Origin of the sequence: Empedobacter sp. UBA3239 (genome assembly GCF_002362875.1) — a bacterium.
Lineage (GTDB): Bacteria > Bacteroidota > Bacteroidia > Flavobacteriales > Weeksellaceae > Empedobacter > Empedobacter falsenii_B.
This window is the reverse complement of sequence record NZ_DEVJ01000009.1, coordinates 1-21,602: the sequence shown is the minus strand read 5'-3', so window position 1 is coordinate 21,602 and position 21,602 is coordinate 1. Positions and strand designations below refer to the sequence as shown.

General features: G+C 30.4%; 21 protein-coding genes and 1 pseudogene. 7 read left to right on the top strand and 15 right to left on the bottom strand.

Annotated elements, in window-relative coordinates; genetic code table 11:
* Positions 1–97: 97 nt before the first annotated feature.
* Positions 98–613, top strand: coding sequence for a hypothetical protein (locus B4G36_RS01010; RefSeq protein WP_291061340.1), 516 nt, complete (start codon positions 98–100; stop codon positions 611–613).
* On the opposite strand, the gene B4G36_RS01005 is transcribed toward B4G36_RS01010, so the two are convergent.
* Together B4G36_RS01005 and B4G36_RS01000 are read right to left on the bottom strand one after the other, a co-directional pair.
* Positions 585–1,067, bottom strand: a complete 483-nt coding sequence (locus tag B4G36_RS01005; protein WP_286495068.1) for a hypothetical protein — start codon at positions 1,065–1,067, stop codon at positions 585–587. The genes B4G36_RS01010 and B4G36_RS01005 overlap by 29 nt on opposite strands.
* 631 nt (positions 1,068–1,698) lie before the next feature.
* Positions 1,699–3,210 carry a Do family serine endopeptidase gene (locus B4G36_RS01000; protein WP_291061338.1) on the bottom strand — a complete coding sequence of 504 codons (1,512 nt, stop codon included), beginning with the start codon at positions 3,208–3,210 and terminating at the stop codon, positions 1,699–1,701.
* A 163-nt stretch (positions 3,211–3,373) separates the two neighbouring features.
* Here B4G36_RS01000 and dapF point away from each other — a divergent pair, with 163 nt between their 5' ends.
* The 3 genes from dapF to B4G36_RS00985 are packed head-to-tail and all read left to right on the top strand — an operon-like array spanning position 3,374 to position 6,612.
* Positions 3,374–4,150, top strand: a complete 777-nt coding sequence (gene dapF / locus B4G36_RS00995; RefSeq protein WP_291061336.1) for a diaminopimelate epimerase — start codon at positions 3,374–3,376, stop codon at positions 4,148–4,150.
* Positions 4,151–4,159: 9 nt separating this feature from the next.
* Positions 4,160–5,182: an endolytic transglycosylase MltG gene (gene mltG, locus B4G36_RS00990; RefSeq protein ID WP_291061334.1), complete on the top strand. Its 1,023-nt coding sequence runs from the start codon at positions 4,160–4,162 to the stop codon at positions 5,180–5,182.
* Between the two features lie 29 nt (positions 5,183–5,211).
* Entirely contained in the window at positions 5,212–6,612 is a 1,401-nt protein-coding gene (locus B4G36_RS00985; RefSeq protein WP_291061332.1) for an FAD-binding oxidoreductase, read from the top strand.
* 46 nt (positions 6,613–6,658) lie between these two features.
* On the opposite strand, the gene B4G36_RS00980 is transcribed toward B4G36_RS00985, so the two are convergent.
* From B4G36_RS00980 to panB, 10 genes are all read right to left on the bottom strand, one after another.
* On the bottom strand, positions 6,659–9,406 hold the full coding sequence (locus tag B4G36_RS00980; protein WP_291061330.1) for a TonB-dependent receptor: 2,748 nt from the start codon (positions 9,404–9,406) through the stop codon (positions 6,659–6,661).
* A gap of 93 nt (positions 9,407–9,499) precedes the next feature.
* A complete protein-coding gene (locus tag B4G36_RS00975; protein WP_291061328.1) occupies positions 9,500–10,276 on the bottom strand; it encodes a GLPGLI family protein in 777 nt (258 codons plus the stop codon).
* Between the two features lie 141 nt (positions 10,277–10,417).
* Complete coding sequence (gene pncA, locus B4G36_RS00970; RefSeq protein ID WP_280035291.1) at positions 10,418–11,020, bottom strand: bifunctional nicotinamidase/pyrazinamidase; 603 nt, start codon at positions 11,018–11,020, stop codon at positions 10,418–10,420.
* 99 nt (positions 11,021–11,119) lie between these two features.
* Positions 11,120–11,902: a GLPGLI family protein gene (locus B4G36_RS00965; RefSeq protein WP_291061326.1), complete on the bottom strand. Its 783-nt coding sequence runs from the start codon at positions 11,900–11,902 to the stop codon at positions 11,120–11,122.
* 71 nt (positions 11,903–11,973) lie between these two features.
* Positions 11,974–12,762, bottom strand: a complete 789-nt coding sequence (locus B4G36_RS00960; protein WP_291061324.1) for a GLPGLI family protein — start codon at positions 12,760–12,762, stop codon at positions 11,974–11,976.
* 108 nt (positions 12,763–12,870) lie between these two features.
* A complete protein-coding gene (locus B4G36_RS00955) occupies positions 12,871–13,863 on the bottom strand; it encodes a glycosyltransferase family 2 protein (protein ID WP_291061322.1) in 993 nt (330 codons plus the stop codon).
* A gap of 12 nt (positions 13,864–13,875) precedes the next feature.
* Positions 13,876–14,736: a lysophospholipid acyltransferase family protein gene (locus tag B4G36_RS00950; protein WP_291061320.1), complete on the bottom strand. Its 861-nt coding sequence runs from the start codon at positions 14,734–14,736 to the stop codon at positions 13,876–13,878.
* A 24-nt stretch (positions 14,737–14,760) separates the two neighbouring features.
* Positions 14,761–15,444 carry an RluA family pseudouridine synthase gene (locus B4G36_RS00945; protein WP_286475007.1) on the bottom strand — a complete coding sequence of 228 codons (684 nt, stop codon included), beginning with the start codon at positions 15,442–15,444 and terminating at the stop codon, positions 14,761–14,763.
* A gap of 57 nt (positions 15,445–15,501) precedes the next feature.
* Positions 15,502–15,861 (bottom strand): four helix bundle protein, encoded by a 360-nt coding sequence (locus B4G36_RS00940; protein ID WP_291061317.1) that lies wholly within the window; start codon positions 15,859–15,861, stop codon positions 15,502–15,504.
* A 91-nt stretch (positions 15,862–15,952) separates the two neighbouring features.
* Positions 15,953–16,768: a 3-methyl-2-oxobutanoate hydroxymethyltransferase gene (gene panB, locus B4G36_RS00935; protein ID WP_291061315.1), complete on the bottom strand. Its 816-nt coding sequence runs from the start codon at positions 16,766–16,768 to the stop codon at positions 15,953–15,955.
* A 246-nt stretch (positions 16,769–17,014) separates the two neighbouring features.
* Here panB and B4G36_RS00930 point away from each other — a divergent pair, with 246 nt between their 5' ends.
* The 3 genes and pseudogenes from B4G36_RS00930 to B4G36_RS13975 all read left to right on the top strand — a co-directional run bounded on the left by B4G36_RS00930 (position 17,015) and on the right by B4G36_RS13975 (position 18,549).
* Entirely contained in the window at positions 17,015–18,181 is a 1,167-nt protein-coding gene (locus B4G36_RS00930) for a nucleotide sugar dehydrogenase (protein WP_291061313.1), read from the top strand.
* A gap of 20 nt (positions 18,182–18,201) precedes the next feature.
* A pseudogene (locus B4G36_RS13980) lies at positions 18,202–18,348 on the top strand (GDP-mannose 4,6-dehydratase); the annotation flags it as partial.
* Complete coding sequence (locus B4G36_RS13975; RefSeq protein ID WP_409410935.1) at positions 18,349–18,549, top strand: type II toxin-antitoxin system YafQ family toxin; 201 nt, start codon at positions 18,349–18,351, stop codon at positions 18,547–18,549.
* Positions 18,550–19,019: 470 nt separating this feature from the next.
* On the opposite strand, the gene B4G36_RS00920 is transcribed toward B4G36_RS13975, so the two are convergent.
* From B4G36_RS00920 to B4G36_RS00910, 3 genes are all read right to left on the bottom strand, one after another.
* On the bottom strand, positions 19,020–19,736 hold the full coding sequence (locus B4G36_RS00920) for a GLPGLI family protein (protein ID WP_115002331.1): 717 nt from the start codon (positions 19,734–19,736) through the stop codon (positions 19,020–19,022).
* A gap of 50 nt (positions 19,737–19,786) precedes the next feature.
* Entirely contained in the window at positions 19,787–20,545 is a 759-nt protein-coding gene (locus tag B4G36_RS00915) for a GLPGLI family protein (RefSeq protein WP_291061309.1), read from the bottom strand.
* Positions 20,546–20,619: 74 nt separating this feature from the next.
* On the bottom strand, positions 20,620–20,889 hold the full coding sequence (locus B4G36_RS00910; RefSeq protein ID WP_291061307.1) for a hypothetical protein: 270 nt from the start codon (positions 20,887–20,889) through the stop codon (positions 20,620–20,622).
* Between the last annotated feature and the right edge of the window lie 713 nt (positions 20,890–21,602).

Genomic DNA, 21,602 nt, shown 5'->3' with positions numbered 1-21,602 from the left:
GTAATTTTTATCAGTTTGCGAAGCTAAGGTAAAAAAAAAGGTTTATTTAGATATTAATTCAAGCTTTTTTATAACTTTACTTAACATTTAATATATTATGGCACCAATCATATCAATCCTAATAATATTTTTGATTTTCGGAATTTTTGTTTCGATATTCTTTGTTATTGCCGTATCTGATGCGAAAGTCAGAGAGAAAAATGAACAACATACGCTGAAAAGTTTACCAGATCAGGTAGATCTAAAGGCTGTTGTACGTTATAATATTGGGCGTCCGCAAGGTAGATTTCTTAAAATGAAATCTTTTCAAGGAAGTGGTGTGTTGTATGCGCAAGGAGAACAATTAATCTTCAAAGATATTTTGGGTAATGAAGATCATATTTTTGATTTGAAAACATGCAAATTATCTTGGGTTGAGAACAAAATAAATGGGATTACAAATGCTTTTAAAGTAGCAGATCACGAAGCTATCATCTTCTTTTATATTGATAAAGGTGTCTTTATTTTTAATGCAATTGAAGAAAATGCGTCGACTTCAGATTTATATATTCGTTTGAAAGAATTGCGTAAAAGTATTAGAAATGCTAAAAAAGCTGAGTCGGTAAGTGAATAGTTAATCCAGCTCGGAAACCGCTCATATCTTTAAAATCCTTATTTTCTCTAAACTCGAAAGAATAACCAGCATTTAACTCTACAATGCTCAAAACTGCGATACCAGCTTTTGGAGTAATTGTCCACGGAGAAACTTCAGTACGGATAACATAAAAAGCAGAGTTAAAGTTAGAGCTATATGGATCACCAGTATTGTTGCGAAAATTGAACATATATCCAGCTCCAACTTCTGGAATTACACGAAATTTGTCTTTCATATAACCCAAATTAGCATTGGCGCTAAACGTCAAAATATTGTTATTATCTTGTACTAAGAACAAATCTGTTCCAACTTTTCCGTAATTTCCGTTCCAATATTCATAACCAAGATTAATTGTAAAATAATCGGATAAATTTTGTTGTGCTTTCGCTTGAAAACTAATGATAAAAACAAAGATTGCGATGAACTTTTTCATGTGATAAAATTAATGAATTATTTAGCTTTCTCCCAAAAAATAAATTTTCATCATCATTAATGATTTTTTATTTCAAATTGAGAGGTATATTTACTCCAATTGAAAATTGAAAACCTTTGATAGGTTTAAAACTATCTTTTTTATTAATCTTAAAACCATATCCAAAACCAAAATCTACAAAAGAAGCTAATGAAATACCAGCTTTTGGAGTAATTGTATAAGGTGTAAATTCACTTTCTACAAATGGAAAAAATATACATCAACTGGCTCGCGGCAACATATCCTGTAATGCCAACTTCAGGAATTACGTGAAAATTATCTCGCATATATCCCATATTAGCATTTGAGTCTAATTTAAAATCAACCATATTATCACCTAAGCCGAAAAGAAAAAATAAACCTGCTTTACCAAAGTTTCCAGATTGATTAGAGTAGCTTAAGGTTGGTCCCCATAGAACTTCTTGTTAATAAGAAAAAGAACTAAACAAAAGAAAGAGTGAAAGAATAATTTTTTTAATAAATATGGGATAGTTTTTCGTTAAACAAATTTAATGTAAAGATAAATAGCTACAACTTATCTTGTTGTAGCTATTTATAATGATTTATTAAAATTTAAAATCTACTCAAAATTTTAATCCATCGTGAATCCTTTTGTATAGATTCGTCCGTAATAATCTGCAAATTTAATTGACACGCGACCTTTATAATTTTTTAAGATTTTTTCGATATCGTCTTGTGAACTTACATTTTTATCATTGATAGATAAGATAATAAATTCTTCTTGAACACCTGCTGCTGCTAATTTTCCTGCATTATCTAAATGTTTTACCATGACACCATAATTAATTCCGAAACTATCTTTTTGACGTTCTGTTAATGGCTCAAATTCTGCACCAAGAACTTCAGTTGGCGTTAAGTCAGATTTGCTTCTCACTTTAGTGCTTCCTTTAGCATCTTTCAATGTGATGTTGTATGTTTTCTCAGAGTTTCCACGTCTTACAGTAAGTGCAACATTGTCACCAGGACGTTTGCTACCTACGATGAATGATAACGAAGAGAAAGATGTAATTGGTTTTCCATCTACAGCTGTAATGATGTCTCCTTCTTCGATTCCAGAATCAATTGCTGATCCTTTCGCAACCAATTCAGTTACCATTACTCCATTATCGGTTTTAATGTTCTTTTTGAACTGTTTGTTATATTGTTTTACAGCATCTTCATTCGATAAATCAAAACCTTTGATACCTAAATATCCACGTTGTACAATTCCGTACGATTTAATATCCTCAACAACTTTTTTTACCAAGTTTGCAGGAACAGCAAATCCGTAACCAGAATAAGCTCCTGTTGGCGAAGAAATAGCTGTATTGATACCAATTAAATCTCCATTTGCATTCACCAAAGCACCACCAGAGTTTCCTGGATTAATCGCTGCATCGGTTTGAATAAACGACTCGATTGGTGATTCAGAATTTTTACCTAAAATATTAATGCTACGACCTTTTGCCGAAACAATACCTGCTGTAACAGTAGATGTCAATCCAAATGGATTACCAACTGCTAACACCCAATCTCCAACATTAATCGCATCTGAATCGACAAATTTTGTGAATGGTAAACCTTTTTCACTAATTTTCAATAAGGCAATATCTGTACTTGGATCAGTACCAACTAATTCGGCAATATAACTTTTTTGATTATTCAAAGTCACTTCAATTTTAGAAGCACCTTGTATCACGTGATTATTTGTAACAATGTAACCATCTTGTGAAATAATTACACCAGAACCCATTCCTGATGGCTGATCTCGATCAGGCTGTTGTTGTCGACGTTGCTGTTGTTCTGGTTGTCCGAAAAAGAAATCAAAAGGATCAAAGAATTGCTGTTGTTGTTGCTGTCTTTGGTTTGAATAATTTTTAATACTTACAACGGTGTGTACAGCTTTATTAGATGCTTGCACAAAGTTTGGCGCATCATAACCATAATTTCCTTTATAATCTACAAATTCAAAGTCTCCATTTTTCTGATTACTTGCATTTGTAATAAATGGATTACTTCCATTTTCGTTCATCAAATAAAAACCTCCCATAGTTGTCATAGAGCTCACTAATCCAACTAATAAGTATCCTGTATATTTTTTCATCTTTAATTATATAAGTCTTTAATGTTTTTAGATTAAATCAAATTTAAGACCAAAATTTTAACATTTCAAACCGTTTAACGCATGTTAACACTATATTATAAATCTTTTATAACATTAGTTAAGAGTGACAAAAATGTATTTACTTTGTTTAAAATTTAGGAAGTTGAAATTAAAATTTTATAAATATCAAGGAGCTGGGAATGACTTTGTCATGATTGATGATCGAGAAAAAACGTTTCCAATCTCTATAGAATTGATTAATAGGCTATGTGATCGTAATTTTGGGATTGGAGCTGATGGTTTGATTTTGTTACAAAATGATGAAAATTCAGACTTCAGAATGGTGTATTTCAATTCGGATGGAAAGGAAAGTACAATGTGCGGAAACGGAGGACGTTGTATTATTCGATTTGCAAATGATTTGGATGTAGCTAATGACAAAATGACATTTAATGCGATTGATGGTTTGCATCATGGTGTCGTAGATCAAGAAGTTATTCGTTTACAAATGATTGATGTAAATGAAGTGGAAGATCACGACAAATATTTGTTTATGAACACAGGTTCGCCGCATCACGTAGAATTTGTGGAGAATGTGAAAGATATTAATGTTTACAAAAAAGGAAAAGCAATTCGTAACGGTGCGCCTTATTTTGAGAAAGGTTCTAACGTAAATTTTGTTGAAGTTATGCCAGATAATAGTCTTACAATTCGTACGTATGAGCGTGGAGTAGAGGACGAAACCTTGGCTTGCGGAACTGGGATTACGGCCGCAGCGATTTCTGCTTATGTCAAAAATTTGGTGGATAAAAAAGATATCAAAGTAAAAGCAATGGGTGGAGATTTATCTGTAAATTTTGAAGAAAATAATCATAACTTTGTCAATGTTTGGTTAAATGGACCAGCGGTAAAAGTTTTTGAAGGTGAAATTGAAATTTAATTCAATCCAATGAAAAAATTAAATTTAGTATTAATATTAATTTGTTCATTCGTATTTGTAGGATGTACATTTATAGACGGTTTCAAAGGAAATGCAACCAAAGATGGTTATATCTATATCTCTCGTGGAGCTAAATTTGAGCAAGTTTTAGATTCTTTAAAACCATTTTTGAAGGATGAAAAATTGTTCAAACAGTATGCAGAAGATGCAGATTATCCAGCAACGATAAAATCTGGAAAATATAAAATCTCAAGCTCAGATTCTAACCGCGATATTATTGATCGTTTGCAAGGAGGAGAGCAAGAAGAAGTGAAGCTTCGTATCAAGAATGAACCAACAATTTACCATTTGGCGGGATCAGTTTCCAAACAAATTGATATGGATTCTATCGAAGTTTTGACAGCTATTCGCGATTTTGTGAAAGAAAAAAACGATACAACGTTAAACGAAGAAACGGTAAAGCAATATTTCATTCCAGAAACGTATTTCGTGTATTGGGGATTAACACCAGAAAAATTTGTGGACAAAATGGTGGCGCAACACGATAAAGTGTGGAATGCAGATCGTTTGGCAAAAGCAAAAGCGCTTAATATGACACCTTTGCAAGTGACAACGTTGGCGTCTATTGTTCAGTTGGAATCGTCTGATAATATGGATGAACAACAAAAAGTTGCACGTGCATATATGAATCGTTTGGCGAAAGATATGCGTTTAGAAGCCGATCCAACATCTATTTATGCGTACAAAATGGAAAATGGTTGGGATCAAAAAGTGCAACGTGTATACAAAAAATGGACGTGGTCTTCGAATGCGTACAACACTTATCGTAACAAAGGTTTGCCACCAGCACCAATTTGTTTACCAAATTTAGGAGCAATTGATGCGGTTTTAACACCAGCAAATCACGATTTTATTTTCTTTGTTGCAGATCCTAAAAAACCAGGTTATCACATTTATACCAACGATTATCAGGAACATTTAAAAAATGCTGAGAATTATAGAAATTGGTTAAAAGAGAATAATATTAAATAGTTGTATCTTTAGCTAAACCAATTTTAGCGATGAAACAACCAAATTATACAAAAAGAGAATTCCTAAAACTACTTGGTACAGGTAGTTTAGGATTTTTTTTTATGTCTTTTTATTCGTTTGATGATTTTTTAGATAACGATTTAATTCTTTTGACTAAGGATGATGAAAAATATGATCAATACCGAAAATCATTTAATAAAAGAATTCAGAAATTTCCTAAGATTATAGCAGTTTGTAAATCAGAAACTGGAATAAAAAAAGCAATTGCATTAGCAAACGAAAAGAAACTAAAAATTGCAATTCGAAGTGGAGGGCATAGTTTTGAAGGTTTTTCGAATGTTGATAACGGATTGTTGATTCATCTTGGACTGATGAACAAAATTACGTGGTTGCAAGAGAATAAAGTGAAATTACAACCAGCTTGTTTATTACAGGAAATTTATGCTAATTTTTTACCTAAGAAAAGAATTATTCCAGCTGGATCATGTGGAACTGTGGCTGTTGGTGGTTTGACTTTGGGCGGTGGCTATGGTTTTTTTAGCCGAAAATATGGTTTGACATGTGATAATTTGCTTCGTGTAAAAATGATCGATTACAAAGGAAATACAATCGACTCTGATCAAGATCCCGATTTACTTTGGGCGTGTAAAGGCGGCGGAAATGGAAATTTTGGCGTTGTAACGGAGTTACATTTCAAAACTTATCCAGCCCCACAATCTTTCAGCGGATATCGTATGAAGTTTACAAATCTAACATCAGATAAATTTGTCCAATTAATCCGACTTTGGTTCCAAGCAACGGAAAAATTACCCAAGGAAGCTTTTTCTGCATTTGTATTGAACGGAAAGTTTTTAACCATTTTATTTACCAATTTTGCTGCGAATCAAACTGATTTTGAGAAAACTTTTTCGAGTTTATTGCCGTTTGTTAGTGATTATAAACCTATGAAAAATAGAAATTTGGCAGCTGCACTCAAAAATTATTACGGCGTTAAAGAACCAATTTATTTCAAAAATGCTTCGGCTGGTTTATACAAAGGTATTGATGATATAGAAAATGGCTTAACTGATTTGTTTGCAAAAGTGACATCTTCTAAAGGAATGATTTATCAGATAAATACTTTGGGTGGGAAAATCAATGAAGTCAAAGCTTCAGATTCTGCTTATCCACATCGCGATATTAATTATTTGAGCGAGTTACAAGCGTATTGGGATTTGCCTTCGCAAGAAGAAAAGTTGACAAAATCATTTGAAGAAATACAACAATTATTAAGAAATATTGGGAATATAAAACAATACCGAAATTACCCGGATATTAATTTTCCTGATGCAAATAATGCTTATTTCGGAAATAATTTGGCTCGATTGCAGCAATTAAAAAAGAAATATGATCCAAATAATTTGTTTGATTATCCACAAGTGATTAAATAGTAAAAGCCCTTCTATAGAAGGGCTTTTACTATTTAATTCATTTATTTTAGAATTTATATCGTAAACTTACGATAAAATATCTTCCCAAAACATTTTTAGTTGTAGTCGATATGTAGTTATCATTAAATCCATTCGAAACAATTACGTTGTTTCCTAATAGATTTCCTCCTGTAAGAGTTAAATAAGTTTTCTTCGCAATGTTATATCGTGCAGAAGCATTCCACTCTTTTGCTGTGTTTATTTCTACTCCATCACGGTATTGTAAACGATAAGAGAAATCGGTCTGAACTAATAATTTACTTGTAGCGGACCAAGCGGCTTCACCATATGGACGCCAGTTCGTAAATTTCTGTTCAGATAAGGATTGATATTTACTAAGGTTTAAATTAACCCCAGCTTTCAATTCAAATTTCTTTTTGAATGTAAACGAGTTTTCTAAATTATAAGTTTGATTAAAACTTTTATTGTTAACATCCTTCAAATCATCATTTTTAACAACTCCATTTTCATATTCAATATTTCGTGTAATGGTATAATAATTAGAAGTAGTAATATTACCTGTTAATCGTGCATTGTACCATTTAGCAAAACGTTTCCCAATCATGAAATATCCTGAATAAGTTTCTTGATTATTACCAGAATTAATTAAGGTATTGAATTGATAGTTATTTACAATTGTATCGTTTCCTGAGATGATAAAATCACGGTTTAAAACAGATTGTGTTTGTATACTTTTTTCTTGTAATGTATAACTCAAATTCGCAAAAATATTAAAAAATGTGAATGAGTTAAAATGACTAAAATTAAGACTTGCTGTATGTGTCAAAGCTTGTCTTAAGTTTCTATTTCCATAGAAAATCGATTGATAACTTTGAATTGTGTAAGAATCATTAAAATCTTTTGTGTACGGATAGCTATAGTTTTGTGTATAACTAGCGCGAACACTTGTTGCATTGTTAAACTTGTATTGCAAATTCAAATGAGGTAAAAATTTTGTTTCCGAACGATTTAATTTTTCACCATCTTGGTATTTAGATTTTTCATTAAAAAATGAAATTCCTGCTCCTGCATCTACTTGAAAGTTTCCTAATTTTTTTGTCAACGTTACATCAGCAAAAGACTCGTTGTAATCTAGATCTGTATTACTGATTAATAAATTATTATTCATTAATTTCTGAAAATCATAGATTTTATTTTCAAAATCTTGCGTACTAAAATTTGTTCCAACTTTAATTTTAAGGTTAGATGTATTTGTCAACAAATGATTATAGATTCCGTATAATTGAACAGTGTTCAAAACAAAGTTTTGATCTTGATTGATATTATATTGATTATTTACTTGAGATAAATTCTTGAACAAATTAAAAGACGAGAACGGATTTGCTGTTGATAAAACATTGTAATCTGGCGTATCTTTTTGATATTGATGACGGAAATATAAACCAACATTATCATCGCGTCCAACTTTACGGATGTAAGATAAAGTTTGTGATAAAGAGTAATTCTTTTGTTCAGAATTTACATTTCTAAAGCTATTTTTTTGATCGTTATAATAGCTATCAACCAATTGTTCGTTTTCGCTATCTAAATAATTAAAGTTTAAGCGATATTTAATTTGTCCTTTATCATTCGGATTATAATCTAAACGCAAACGCGACATTCCCATCAAAATATTGCTCTTATTTTGTTCCTGATCGACAGTTGTATAAGGTGATTCGATGTTGTTGTAATAACGCTCAGATTTAGAATCATAACGAATATTATTTGTATTAAGTAAACCAAACCCAGAGATTTTTAGTTTCTTATTTGGTTCAACACCAAAATGGACAGCACCATTATAGGTATTCATACTCGGTGCATCATTTTTTGTCATCAAGTTTAGATTGTTCGAATTTCCTCTTAATGAATAAATACTTCCTTCAGAATTAAATTCAGAGTACCCACCAAAGAAGCTCATATAATCATCTTGATCAAAAACTTGTTTCCCGAATGTATTAAAATCATTGATTAAAGTACCGTCCGTTTTTTCTGAGAAATAGAAAATCTTTGCTTGTGCATCTGTATGTTTATCCGCATCTCCACCTAGTGTTACATTACCAAATGCAAGACGTTTCATATCATCTTTTAGTTCGATGTTTAACGAGAATTGTTCGTCATCTTCTTGTAATGAAGAAGCAAAAGGATTTGATTTGAATTTTGTATTTAATTGTATTTTAGAAACCGCATCCGAAGGTAAATTTTTGTTCAATAATTTTTCGTTACCACCCAAAACTTCACGTCCACCAACTGTTACTTGCGACATTGGTTTACCTTTGTACATTACCTTACCATTTTGAACTTCAATTCCAGGTAATTTTTTAAGGATATCTTCTAATGTTTCCTCATTTCCAACTTTGAAAGAATCTGCATCAAACTCAATTGTATCACCTTTTACTTTGATCGCTTGTTGAGCTTTTACAATTGTTTCTTTTAAGGAAATTTCTTTTCCTTGTTTAAGTTTTATTTTTTTGTTGACATTTTCATTTAAATCAACATTTTCTATATATGTTTCGTAACCAGCTTGCTCAATTTCGATATCATATTTTTGTCCACAAGGCAATTTGAATTCAAATTCACCCATGTTACTTGTAAAAACAAAACCTTTTCCTTCATTTTTACTATCAAAAATAGAAACAGAAGCGTCTGTAACAGGAATTCCAGCATCATTTGCAACAGATCCTTTTAATTTACATTCTTGTGCAAATGAGATTTGAGCAACAGAAGTAAATAAAATTAGATAGAGTAATTTCTTCATATGTATTTTTTAGTTGATGACTCAAAATAGAGTTTTTTGTAAAACACATCTTATGTGTTAGAAACAGATGTGTTTTTATATGTTTTGAATGAATTATTTAGTGTCTAGACCTCCATTCATTTGTTCTTGCATTTTTTTCTGAATATCCATTACGATTTTCATAAATTGATCTTGTGTAACAACTTCTCCTTTTGTAGGTAAAGCAATTTTCAATTCTTTTTCAGAAATTTTTAAATCTTTCAATGTGTAAATTAATTTAGCTCCATTCATTTCAAACTCAGCTTTTATAATCAAACCTGGCAATCCAGCTAATGAAGTTGGTCCATCTTTTACAGGGATTTCTGGCGCATACCAAGCTGTCACAGGAATAGAATCCATCATAACGCCTTCCGCTTTTGTCGCTTTGTAACCAGCTATATCCGTTTTTTCACGCGAGATTTTCCATTTATAATCTGGAATTTGATCTTTAATCAAATATTGTTTTACACCCATATCAACTTCTTTGTAATACATATTTGGAGTTACAGTAAAGTCTTTATAAGTTGGTTTATTATCCATTGCTGCCATGTTTTGAGCAATTATTCCTAATCCACCTTGTCCGTTATTTACTTTTTCTTCTAATGTAAATGTTGAATTTTTGGAATTACTTTTAAAGAAGTAAGTCATAAAAATTCCTGCATCAATTTCAGCTTTTAGCATTCCTCCAACTTGAGCTCTGTATGCTTCTGGAATAGTTTTCATGGTTTTTTCGTAGTCCATTTTAACTTCCATTACATAAGTTGCATCGATATTTTGTGTTTTATTGTCTTGCGCGATAGAAATTGTAGTTGTAATAATTCCTAAGGCAAATGTTAAGATTGCTTTTTTCATAATTATTGTATTTGTCTAATTAGTCTGCTTTTGTAGACTAATGTTACAGATATTTTTTGAATTTATTCTAAAAAATAAAATGTCATTCAAAAAGTTAAGGATTTCCAAATGACATTTTTATCTAGCGATTTATTGATAATATTATAATAAATACGTCGAGACATTTCCTCCTTTTTTGATAAAATCTTCTTTCAATTCATCAAAAAGTTCTTGGTTAATAGCCTTTGTTGTTCCTTCTAAAATATATGTTGTATATCCCAATGCTAAAGCATCTTTTGCTGTGTAATATACACAATAATCTGCTGCTAAGCCGCAAATGTATACACTCGTTATATTATGATCTTTTAAGAATCCATTTAGCCCTGTTGGATTCTTTTTATTCACATCAAAAAAAGCACTATACGAATCAACTTCTGGATTCATACCTTTTCGGATGATTGCACTTATTTTATTTTGCTTGATATCTTTGTGTATTTCTGCTCCTTTAGTGCCTTGTACACAATGATCTGGCCACAAAACTTGACGATTTCCACCTAATTCGATTACATCAAAAGGTTGTTTATCTGTGTGTTGCGAAGCAAAACTTTTGTGATTTGCTGGATGCCAATCTTGCGTTGCCACAACAACATCATACTTTTCTTGTAATTTGTTTATGCGTTCGATAATTTTATCTCCATCATTCACAGCTAAGGAACCTCCTGGTAAAAAATCGTATTGCATATCTACGATGATTAAAGCTTTCATAGTATTTTATTTCTTAAGATTAATTTAGAATTAAATATAAGTTTTATGATATGAAATTGAATTAATTATTACAAATAATTAATTCAATTTTAAGAAACCTTAATCTCGTTTATTTACGCCAGAATTTCGCATTTCTTCAAAACGTGAGCGTTGTTCTTGCATCAATTTATCAAATTCTGTTTGAGAAATAGCACCTTTATCTTTTGGTTTTTCTATTGGTTTTGAATTTGTTGATGTTTTGATATCCGTCAAAGAAATAATTTTAGAGCCTTTAAACATGCCTCTGTTAATCTCTGTTTGTACTTCTGCAATTAAACCTGGTAATCCCCAATAATTTTCTGGACCAGTTTTATATTTCAAAGTTGGAATGTACCAAACTGTTGTCTGAACGCTATCAATAATAGCAGTTGCTTTTTTGGCTTCGTTTCCTAAAATTGTTTTTGTTTCGCGCGTTAATTTCCAATCAAAATTTTGCAAAGAATCTTTTATAACATAGCTTTTTCCCATCATGTTTTGTTCCTTTAAGAGCAAATGGTTTGTACTATTTTTATAAATATTATCTCCATTCATCGACATCATTCGCATTCCGCCTCTCATTCCTCTAGAACCTTGACTTTGATCGTTTGATATTTTTTCAACCATTTTATACAACGATTCATCACCCAAAATAGTCAACTTAGCTTCTTGCGGCTCTTGAATATTTTTCTTGAATTGCTCTTGCATTTCTTTTGGCATCATACGTCCATTACCGCCACTAGGAGGTTGAAATGTAAAATCGTCTGGTAAAATGATACGTGTTGTGTACGAAACTTCTACTTTTTCTTGTTGCGCAAAGGCTGAAAAACTAAATAGTAAAACAAAAATTGAAATTATTTTTTTCATTTTAAATGTGCTTATAGTTCTTAGACAAGAAATTGTATGAAATGTTTAACGATTGATAAAAAATATTTTCTTTAATCTTTACTCACACCTTCAGACCTCATTTCTTTGAAACGTTCCATCTGTTTTTTAGCCAACTCTTCGAATTCCTTTTCTGTAATTACATTTTTTTCCTTAGGTTTTTCAATTGGCTTCATGTCCGGGACTTCTTTCACTTCAGTTGCTCTAATTGTTGTGTTGCCAAATGATTTTTTTTCTGATTTCGAATTATTAATAATTTCTAATTCCAAAATTAAACCAGGTAAACCATTGTAAATTCCAGGTCCATCTTTTATGGCTATACTCGGCGCATACCAAGCAACTAAAGATTTTGTACTATCAATAATTGCAGTTGCTTTTTTGACATCAAAACCAATTAATTTTTTAGTTTCACGCGTTAATTGCCATTTGTATTCGGTTAATTTATCTTTTATTAAATACGATTTATCCATCAAATTAGCGCTTTTCGAATATTCCTTTTTTGATAGATCTTTTACAATTCCATTTCCTCCACCAGAAAAACTCACAGACATAGAAAAGCCTCCATTACCTTGACCATTGCTAATTTTTTCAATTTTTTTATACGTAGATAAATTATCATTAATTATTAGTTTAAAATCTTTAGGTTCCGACAGGCTCTTATACATATTGTCATAAAAGTCTTTTGGTAAACTAACAGAACCAGAAGTTTCAACTTTCATATTTTTCTTTAGTTCATCTACGTTAACATCTATAATTTCTTGATAATTCACTTCAAGTTTTTGTGCAAAAGACAAAGTTGTAAGTAGAACGCAATAAGTAAATAATGTAAATAATTTTTTCATTGTAGTTTGATTTGTTGTACAATGATAGTAATATTTTTATATTCTACAATAATAGAATTAAAAAAAATTATAGAAATTTTAAGAAATGATTTAATATTTGAAGACTGATTATTTCAAATCCTTAAAGTATTGACGTTTTTTGATAAAATATTGAAATGGCAATAATTCTTTATCAGAATAATTTTTAATTTGATGTTGTTGACGTTTTTTATACATTTTTATAAAGCCAAAATAAAAATGCATATGCGATAAGAAAACAGCCCAAACATGTGGAAGTCCTTGTTTTGGTAAAAAGGCAACAGCGGCAATTCCATCCATAGAAAGACGTGTGAAAAGCATCGGAAAAAGTTTGTTTGCAGGTAGATTTTTAAGCATCATCCACAAACTATTTCGGTAATTTAGATACCATTTTTTTGGATTGGCTTTATCCAAAGTTGCACCGCCCAAATGATAAACAGTCGATTCTCCACAATAATAAATTTTTCGTCCAGCGTTGTTTAATCGCCAACACAAGTCGATTTCTTCCATGTGTGCAAAGAATTCTTCGTCAAAACCATTTTGTTCAAAGAAATCTTTTTTTCGGATAAATAAACTTGCTCCTGTAGCCCAAAAAATTTTTGTGGAATCATTATATTGTCCATTGTCTTTTTCTAAAGTTGAAAAAACACGTCCGCGACAAAATGGATAACCAAACTTATCGATGAAACCTCCTCCAGCACCAGCATATTCAAAATATTCTTTGTTTTTGTAGTCTAATATTTTGGGTTGAATAGCCGCAATATCAGGATTATTATCGAATAACTTTTCAATTGGTTCTATCCAATTTTCAGTTACTTCGACATCCGAATTTAATAAACAGAAATATTCTGCATCAATTTGTTTTAAACCCTCGTTATAGCCTTGTGCAAAGCCATAATTTCCTTTGTTCTGAATGATTTTGACAGAAGGAAACTGAGTTGTCAACAATTCGATTGAGTTGTCAGTCGACGCATTATCAATTACATAAATTGTTGCATTTTTAGAATTGTTAATAACCGAAGGTAAAAATTGAGGCAATAATTTTTCGCCATTCCAATTTAGGATTGCAATTGCTGTTTTCATGAATATTTAAAATTACAAATCGGCATATTTCCAACGTTTGTGGCTCCAAAGCCAATTATCTGGATGTTGTTGAATGGTTTGTTCTAAATGATGAAAAAATTGATGAACAATTTCATTTTCTTCAAATTTTTCTTGTTGAGGTTGTAGTCGAATAAAAGTTGTGTGATAATGACCGCGTTTTATTTTTTCGGTTTGACAAAAGACAACAGCCATATCTTTGCGGCGTGCAATTTTTTCAAAACCATTAAAAACAGGCGTTCTCTGATTCAGGAAATCAATAAAATAGTGAACAGCTGATTGTTTTGGACTTTGATCTGCGACAAATAAATACGTTAATTCTCCATCATTTGGAGCTTTCATCATAAAACGCAACACATCTTTCATGTCCAACGCTTTTGTCCCGAAACGACCACGCATAGCATTGATTTTATCGTTCCAAAAAGGATTTCGAATTTTATGATAAACAGCTGCACTTTCTTTTGTTGGTAGATGTTTTACTGTTCCAATAAACCATTCCCAATTAAAAATATGCCCACACATCATCATCACATCTCGTTTTTCAGTTTTTATTTCATTAAAAACGTCGAGATTAGAATATGTAAATCGTTTGTCCAATTCTTCTTGAGAAATAGAAAAACTTTTTAAGGTTTCGACTAAATAATCACAAAAATTAGTATAGAATTTCTTGTGAATAGCTTTGATTTCTTCCTGAGATTTTTCGGGAAAAGAGTTTTCTAAATTTGTTCTAATGACACGTCTTCTATAACCAATAACCGTGTACAACAGAAAGAACAAAAAATCCGAAAATCTGTATAAAACCGAAAGAGGTAAACGCGAAATTTGATAAATTATGAAATAAAAAATGTTGTTCATTTGACAAACAAATAAGCGACAAATTTACGAATTAAATTTGTTCGTTGCTTGCCAAATAGCATCTTTTGGAACTGGAGCTACAATTGTCATTTCTTCTTTTTTGACAGGATGTTCAAATGTAATGCGATGCGCATGTAAACAAATGCTTCCGTCAGGATTAGAACGTTTAGCGCCGTATTTCAAATCGCCTTTGATAGGAGAACCAACAGAAGAAAGTTGCGCGCGAATTTGATGCGAACGACCTGTAAATAACTTCACTTCTACACAATGAAAAGAATCTAAAGCGCCTAAATAAGTGTATTCTAAAATTGCTTTTTTTGCATCAGCAGTAGGTTTAGAATAAACTGTTGTTTTATTATTTTTAGGATTTTTCTTTAGATAATGTTCTAATCTTTCGAAGTCTTTTGGTGGTTTGCTTTGTACAATAGCACGGTAAACTTTGTCAATATTTCGTTTCTGAAACATTTCGTTCATTCGTGTTAAAGCTTTCGAAGTTTTAGCAAAAATCAACACACCAGAAGTTGGACGGTCCAAACGATGCACCAACCCTAAGAAAACATTTCCAGGTTTGTTATCGCGTTTTTTTATATAGTCCTTTAGACTATCGATAAGTGGAATATCGCCTGTTTCGTCTCCTTGTGCTAATTCACCCGCTTTTTTGTTGATGATTAACAAATGATTATCTTCGAATAAAATTTCTGGATTCATGTTATTGAGAATAAGGTTAAGACTTAGGGAAAGTCAACCTAATTAATTAGAATTTATTTAATTTTTTAATGCTTTTTTGAGTTTATTAATCTCAAAAATTGTAGCATTTAATTCTTCAAGAAGAAGATTTATTGTGTTTTCGTTAAAATATCCAACTTTCTGTCCATAATACAAATGAGATTTTGATTCGAAAGCCGAACCTTTTGCGATTTCATAATATTTAACCTTATCATTAATACTCGATTTGCCAAAACCTTCAGCAATATTTGCTGAAATACTTTCTGCAGAACGTCTTATTTGTGATGTTAATCCATAATCTTCTGTTCGAGGTAAATTTGAAGTTAACTCAAAAACTTGAACAGCGATATTCATTGCTTTTATCCAAATTGGCATTTCTGTGAAATCGTGATAAGGCATGTTGTAAGTTTAAGGTTTAGACTAAGATTAAGTTTAAAAGATGTTAAGATTGAGTTTTGCTTTGTCTTTCTCACTACCTTAACCTAAATTATTAATATTGTTCATTCGCATTCGGAAAGTCGCCCGATTTTACATCCGCAACATATTGTCCAATTGCTTGGTGAATTTGATCTTCTAAGTTTAAATATTTACGAACAAATTTTGGTTTGAATTCGTTGTTTAATCCCAACATATCATGTACAACTAAAACTTGTCCGTCGCAACCAGCTCCTGCTCCAATTCCAATTGTAGGGATATTAACAGAGGCTGTTACTTTAGCAGCTAAATCAGCTGGAATTTTTTCCATTACTAATGAAAAACATCCTAATTCCTCTAATAATTTAGCATCGCTAATTAATTTTTCTGCTTCAGCATCTTCTTTTGCACGTACTTTATATGAACCAAATTGATAGATCGACTGAGGAGTTAAACCTAAGTGTCCCATAACAGGAATACCAGCATTTACGATACGACGAATAGATTCTTCGATTTCTTTTCCACCTTCTAATTTGATCGCATGTGCACCAGATTCTTTCATGATTCGAACAGAAGATTCTAAGGCTTTTTGCGGATCAGATTGATAAGTTCCGAAAGGTAAATCAACCACAACCAAAGCGCGTTTAGCTCCACGAACCACGCATTGCGCATGGTAAATCATTTGATCTAAAGTAATTGGTAAAGTAGTTTCGTGACCAGCCATTACATTAGCAGCAGAATCACCAACCAAAATAACTTCAGTTCCAGCCGTATCTACAAGCGAAGCGATTGTAAAATCATAAGCCGTTAACATCGAAATTTTTTCTCCGGTAAATTTCATGTTACGCACAGTTTCGGTAGTGATACGTTTGATTTCTTTATTTACAGACATTACGTTTATATTTTTAACTTTTGTAAAGTTAATTTGAATATTAAAACAGAACTAATTTTGACTGAAATTTTTTCCAGTTTGCAAATGAAGAACTAGATAATCGGTTCGTTGAAAATGAAATAACAATTGTTACAGTTTTATAAACGTAAATAAGCTTGTCTATTTGCTCATTTTTAGTAAATTGGTATTTGAATTAAGAGAATTTCACTAAATTTGTTCTCTTAAACTAATTTTAAATAACCATAAATGAAAATAGCAATAGTGGGAACAGGCTACGTTGGTCTGTCTAACGCAATTTTATTAGCTCAGCATAATGAGGTAGTGGCGTTAGATGTTGTTCCAGAAAAGATTGCAATGCTCAATGCAAAAAAATCTCCGATTGAAGATAAAGAAATTATAGATTTTTTGCAGAATAAAGAACTTAATTTTCTTGCGACTTTAGACAAAGAAACTGCTTATGCAAAGGCAGAATATGTGATTGTAGCAACGCCTACGGATTACGACCCAAAAACAAATTATTTCAATACATCAAGTGTAGAATCGGTTATAAAGGATGTTAAACAATTTAATCCGAATGCTGTAGTTATTATAAAATCGACAGTTCCAGTTGGTTTTGTTGAAGATTTAAAATCACGATTAGAATATCAAAATATTATTTTTTCTCCTGAATTTTTGAGAGAAGGAAAAGCCTTATACGACAATTTGTATCCATCAAGAATTATTATTGGTGAGCAAAGCGAAAGAGCAGAAGTTTTTGCTAATTTATTGAAAGAAGGAGCAATTAAGAAAGATATTCCGACGTTGTTTACACATTCAACCGAAGCAGAAGCAATCAAATTATTTTCGAATACTTATTTAGCATTGCGTGTCGCTTACTTTAATGAGTTAGATAGTTATGCACAAACTTTCAACTTGAATAGCAAGCAAATTATCGAAGGAGTTGGTTTGGATCCTCGTATCGGTTCGCATTACAACAATCCATCATTTGGATATGGAGGATATTGTTTGCCAAAAGATACGAAGCAATTGTTGGCGAATTATGATGCAGTTCCAAATAATATCATTCAAGCTATTGTTGATGCAAACAGAACGCGAAAAGATTTTATTGCAGATTCTATCATCGCTAAAAATCCTAAGAAAGTTGGTGTTTACCGCTTAATTATGAAATCAGGTTCGGATAATTTTAGAGCATCAGCAATTCAAGGAGTAATGAAACGTATTAAAGCAAAAGGAATTGAAGTGGTGGTTTATGAACCGGTTCTGAAAGAAGATTCTTTCTTTGGATCGAAAGTGATGAATGATTTTCAAGCTTTTAAACAAGAATGTGATGTGATTATCTCGAATCGAAATGCACCTGAATTAGCTGACGTGAAAGAGAAAGTTTATACGCGCGATTTGTTTGGAAACGATTAAAAATAACACTATAAAATACTATGAAAACTATTTTAATTACAGGTGGAGCTGGATTTATCGGTTCTCATGTTGTAAGAGAATTTATCTTAAAATATCCTGAAACGAAAATCATCAACCTTGATGCGTTGACATATGCGGGAAATTTAGAGAATTTGAAAGATATTGAAATGTGTTTAGAATTATTAATTAAAGGTGGTGCTGATAATCTACCTTTAAAAATGAAAGCTCATAAACTTATTGGCGACTATAAAGATTATTGGGAATGTCACATTAATTCTGATTTACTTCTTATTTGGTTTCAGTTTGATGAAGATAAAAAAGAAATTCATTTAACAAGAATAGGATCTCATTCTGATCTTTTCAAATAAAGCCTTAGTAATTTTATACTAAGGCTTTATTTATGTCTGCTTTGGATATGCAGTTACAACGGTAAAATGCGCCTTTCCGAGCGTTTTTAAATATAAAATTACTTATTCAAAACGGCACTTGTTCAAGTTCAATGTTTTAACCTGAAAAATTTTGGTGTATAATAACCATTATGTTTAATAGACCTTAATAATGTAAATATTGTTTATTTTCTATTTGAAAGTTGATTTCTTATTCCTTTCATCATGTTAAGATAAATAAGTCTTATATCTTTTCTTATACTGTATTTTTTTTAGGATTTCCAAATCAAGATGAAACAAATGATGGAAGAAGAATGAATTGACAAACGAACACAGTTGCCAATACTTTTATTCAACACGTAATAGGGTCGATTGATAAACTAATTTTATCAATTTGATAGATATAAAAAAAAGGATTTTTAAAACAAAATCCTTTTTTTTATATTTTTTAATTATTGTTTAAATAATTCATTGAATTTTCTCTCCTCCTCTTTCATCATTTCATCAAATTCTACTTGAGTTATCGATTTACCTTTTGTTGGTTTATTTATTTTTAATTTATCACTCACTTCAACTTTTGTTGCTAAATAAATTTGTTTGTTTACGGAATTTTCTTCTTTATTCGTCAAAATTAATTTTAGAATAATTCCTGGTAATCCTTCATAATTAGAAGGTCCATTTTTTATTTTAATTGTTGACGCATACCAAGCTTCAACAAATGAATTTTCAGAAACTTGTAAAGTTGCTTTTTTAACATCGAACCCTAAAATTTTATCTTTATCTTTTGCTAATATCCAATTTTTAGTTGTTATAGAATCGGTTATTAACATTTTTTTTCCGTTATAGTTCACTTCAGAAAGAGTTGATTTGTCAACTAAATTTTTATAATAAATTCCTCCTGGTCCACTTATAAAGGAAATTGAGACTCCTGATCTACCCTGAGAGTTATCAATTCTATCTATTCTTTGGAAAAGCGATTCTTTATCAGAACTTAAAAACTCAAAATACAATCTATTTTCGTTACTGTTTTTTAATCGTTCTTTGACAACAGCATCTTTTGCATTTTCAATATCAAATTCATTTCGAAATTCGTATTCTATTTGTATTTTTTCTTGACAAAATGTATTTACAAAACACAATAACATTACAAATGAAAGTATATTTTTCATATAGATTCTTATTTTTTTCTAATTTCTGTGGCTTTGGATAGTTAATTGAATCATAAATTATTTTCCCATTCAAATAATAATTCTATATCTATTCTTTCTCCTTTTGGGAATATAAAATTACTGTCTATTTTTCTTAATTTTTCTTTAACTCTTTCTGGCGTTTCAAATTTTAATTGTGGATATTCTTTGATGCTTTTTACAGCATACGTTTTATTTTCTAAAGGATTTTTTATTGTACTTACTTCTATCTTTTTCACGTCCTTTAATTGCCAAGAATATCTCCCGCTGTCTTCATTAACACTTACTATTGCACCAGGAAGTCCATGAAATTTCCATGGTCCAACATTTACAGGAATATCTAATGTGTACCAAACTGTATAGTTTCGCCCTCTGAAAGTAGCAGTCGCTTTTTTAAGATTATAATCATTTTCTACTTTTGTTTCATTTGATAATTCCCATTTGATAGTTGGTATTTTTTCTGTAAAATTCATCATTTCAATATCAATCTGTTCTTGAATGACCATTTCTAATTTTTTGAAATTACTATAAATTAATTCATTATCAATCACCTTTTCTTCTATAACTAATGAAGTACTGTTTTTTTCACTCTTTGCTTTTTCTTTTAGTTTTATTACCGTATATAAACTTACCTTATTAGGAACGTCATATACTAATGTTGTGTTATATGTATTTGTTCTATTCAATATTGAAACATAATTATTAAACTGATAATCAAGTTGATATATTTGCGCATAAATAGAATTAGCAATACAAAATAAAACTATTAATAATAGTGGCTTTAATTTCATTTATTATTTATTTTATAATAGCATGATTAATTATAATCAGGCTATATTAATGTAGTTGATATTAGTTAATTCAATTATGAATGATCTGCAATATATTGCTCTAAATACTTATCAGCTTGATAATTACAATTTAACTCTGAAGTAGCATAAACTATTGTATAAGCAAGTAATTTACCATTACCATCACGAATTGTTATTTCACAATTATTAACATCTTCAGAAGTATTATAATTTATAACTGATGATAATTCTTTAACTTCATTTGTAATTTTTGTTTCTGTTTCGTTTGCTATAGCAAAAGTTCCGATAAGTGCAAAAGCACTTGCTAATAAGATTTTTTTCATCTTTAATGTAATTTTAGTTTTTAATTAATCAATTATAGTTTGCAACCTAAAATTATATATTAACGTTAATTAATTTAATATTAAGAAAAAATTTTAGAATAAAAAAGTATATATAAAATTTAAGTGTTTTAAATAATAATAATTTAATATTAACCATATTTAAAATATTTATAACAGATTTTATGTAAAATAGAAATACAAAACCTCCAAATGGAGGTTTTTTTTATGTCATTATTCTAAGCTTTTTTTGTTACAAAAAACACCTTGTTATATTTTCTTTTGATTAGATAAATTTCGTTTTATACAACTTAGTATTTCTATAAAATACTATTTAAAAAAACAAGCTAACTATACAATATATCAATTAGTTATAACTAAAATTACTACTTTTATTTATAGAAATTAGTAATTACATTTTGTAATCATCTGTAAATCATAGGAATATAAAAACAATCTTGGTCTCCGTGATTCCGTCTTGCTATTCCTACTTTCATTCGGAATACTATTTTTTTATCTCAATTTCATTGTTAAAAACAATCAATTTATATCACTAAAAATTCATTAAAAATCACTTCCCCTACATTATACTTTTTTTCTCTTTTTTAATTCTATTAATTATATTAAAATATTAAACATAATACCCGTTTTGCATTTTTTTTACTAAATAATAAAGTTTTTCATTTGATTGAAAATCAGTAAATTGCTTTAACTAA

Excerpts from the sequence above, each read along its gene's own strand:
- B4G36_RS01010 (WP_291061340.1), top strand. The coding sequence starts at position 98 with ATGGCACCAATCATATCAATCCTAATAATATTTTTGATTTTCGGAATT.
- B4G36_RS01005 (WP_286495068.1), bottom strand. The coding sequence starts at position 1,067 with ATGAAAAAGTTCATCGCAATCTTTGTTTTTATCATTAGTTTTCAAGCG.
- B4G36_RS01000 (WP_291061338.1), bottom strand. The coding sequence starts at position 3,210 with ATGAAAAAATATACAGGATACTTATTAGTTGGATTAGTGAGCTCTATG.
- mltG (WP_291061334.1), top strand. The coding sequence starts at position 4,160 with ATGAAAAAATTAAATTTAGTATTAATATTAATTTGTTCATTCGTATTT.
- B4G36_RS00985 (WP_291061332.1), top strand. The coding sequence starts at position 5,212 with ATGAAACAACCAAATTATACAAAAAGAGAATTCCTAAAACTACTTGGT.
- B4G36_RS00980 (WP_291061330.1), bottom strand. The coding sequence starts at position 9,406 with ATGAAGAAATTACTCTATCTAATTTTATTTACTTCTGTTGCTCAAATC.
- B4G36_RS00975 (WP_291061328.1), bottom strand. The coding sequence starts at position 10,276 with ATGAAAAAAGCAATCTTAACATTTGCCTTAGGAATTATTACAACTACA.
- pncA (WP_280035291.1), bottom strand. The coding sequence starts at position 11,020 with ATGAAAGCTTTAATCATCGTAGATATGCAATACGATTTTTTACCAGGA.
- B4G36_RS00965 (WP_291061326.1), bottom strand. The coding sequence starts at position 11,902 with ATGAAAAAAATAATTTCAATTTTTGTTTTACTATTTAGTTTTTCAGCC.
- B4G36_RS00960 (WP_291061324.1), bottom strand. The coding sequence starts at position 12,762 with ATGAAAAAATTATTTACATTATTTACTTATTGCGTTCTACTTACAACT.
- B4G36_RS00955 (WP_291061322.1), bottom strand. The coding sequence starts at position 13,863 with ATGAAAACAGCAATTGCAATCCTAAATTGGAATGGCGAAAAATTATTG.
- B4G36_RS00950 (WP_291061320.1), bottom strand. The coding sequence starts at position 14,736 with ATGAACAACATTTTTTATTTCATAATTTATCAAATTTCGCGTTTACCT.
- B4G36_RS00945 (WP_286475007.1), bottom strand. The coding sequence starts at position 15,444 with ATGAATCCAGAAATTTTATTCGAAGATAATCATTTGTTAATCATCAAC.
- B4G36_RS00940 (WP_291061317.1), bottom strand. The coding sequence starts at position 15,861 with ATGCCTTATCACGATTTCACAGAAATGCCAATTTGGATAAAAGCAATG.
- panB (WP_291061315.1), bottom strand. The coding sequence starts at position 16,768 with ATGTCTGTAAATAAAGAAATCAAACGTATCACTACCGAAACTGTGCGT.
- B4G36_RS00930 (WP_291061313.1), top strand. The coding sequence starts at position 17,015 with ATGAAAATAGCAATAGTGGGAACAGGCTACGTTGGTCTGTCTAACGCA.
- B4G36_RS13975 (WP_409410935.1), top strand. The coding sequence starts at position 18,349 with ATGTGTTTAGAATTATTAATTAAAGGTGGTGCTGATAATCTACCTTTA.
- B4G36_RS00920 (WP_115002331.1), bottom strand. The coding sequence starts at position 19,736 with ATGAAAAATATACTTTCATTTGTAATGTTATTGTGTTTTGTAAATACA.
- B4G36_RS00915 (WP_291061309.1), bottom strand. The coding sequence starts at position 20,545 with ATGAAATTAAAGCCACTATTATTAATAGTTTTATTTTGTATTGCTAAT.
- B4G36_RS00910 (WP_291061307.1), bottom strand. The coding sequence starts at position 20,889 with ATGAAAAAAATCTTATTAGCAAGTGCTTTTGCACTTATCGGAACTTTT.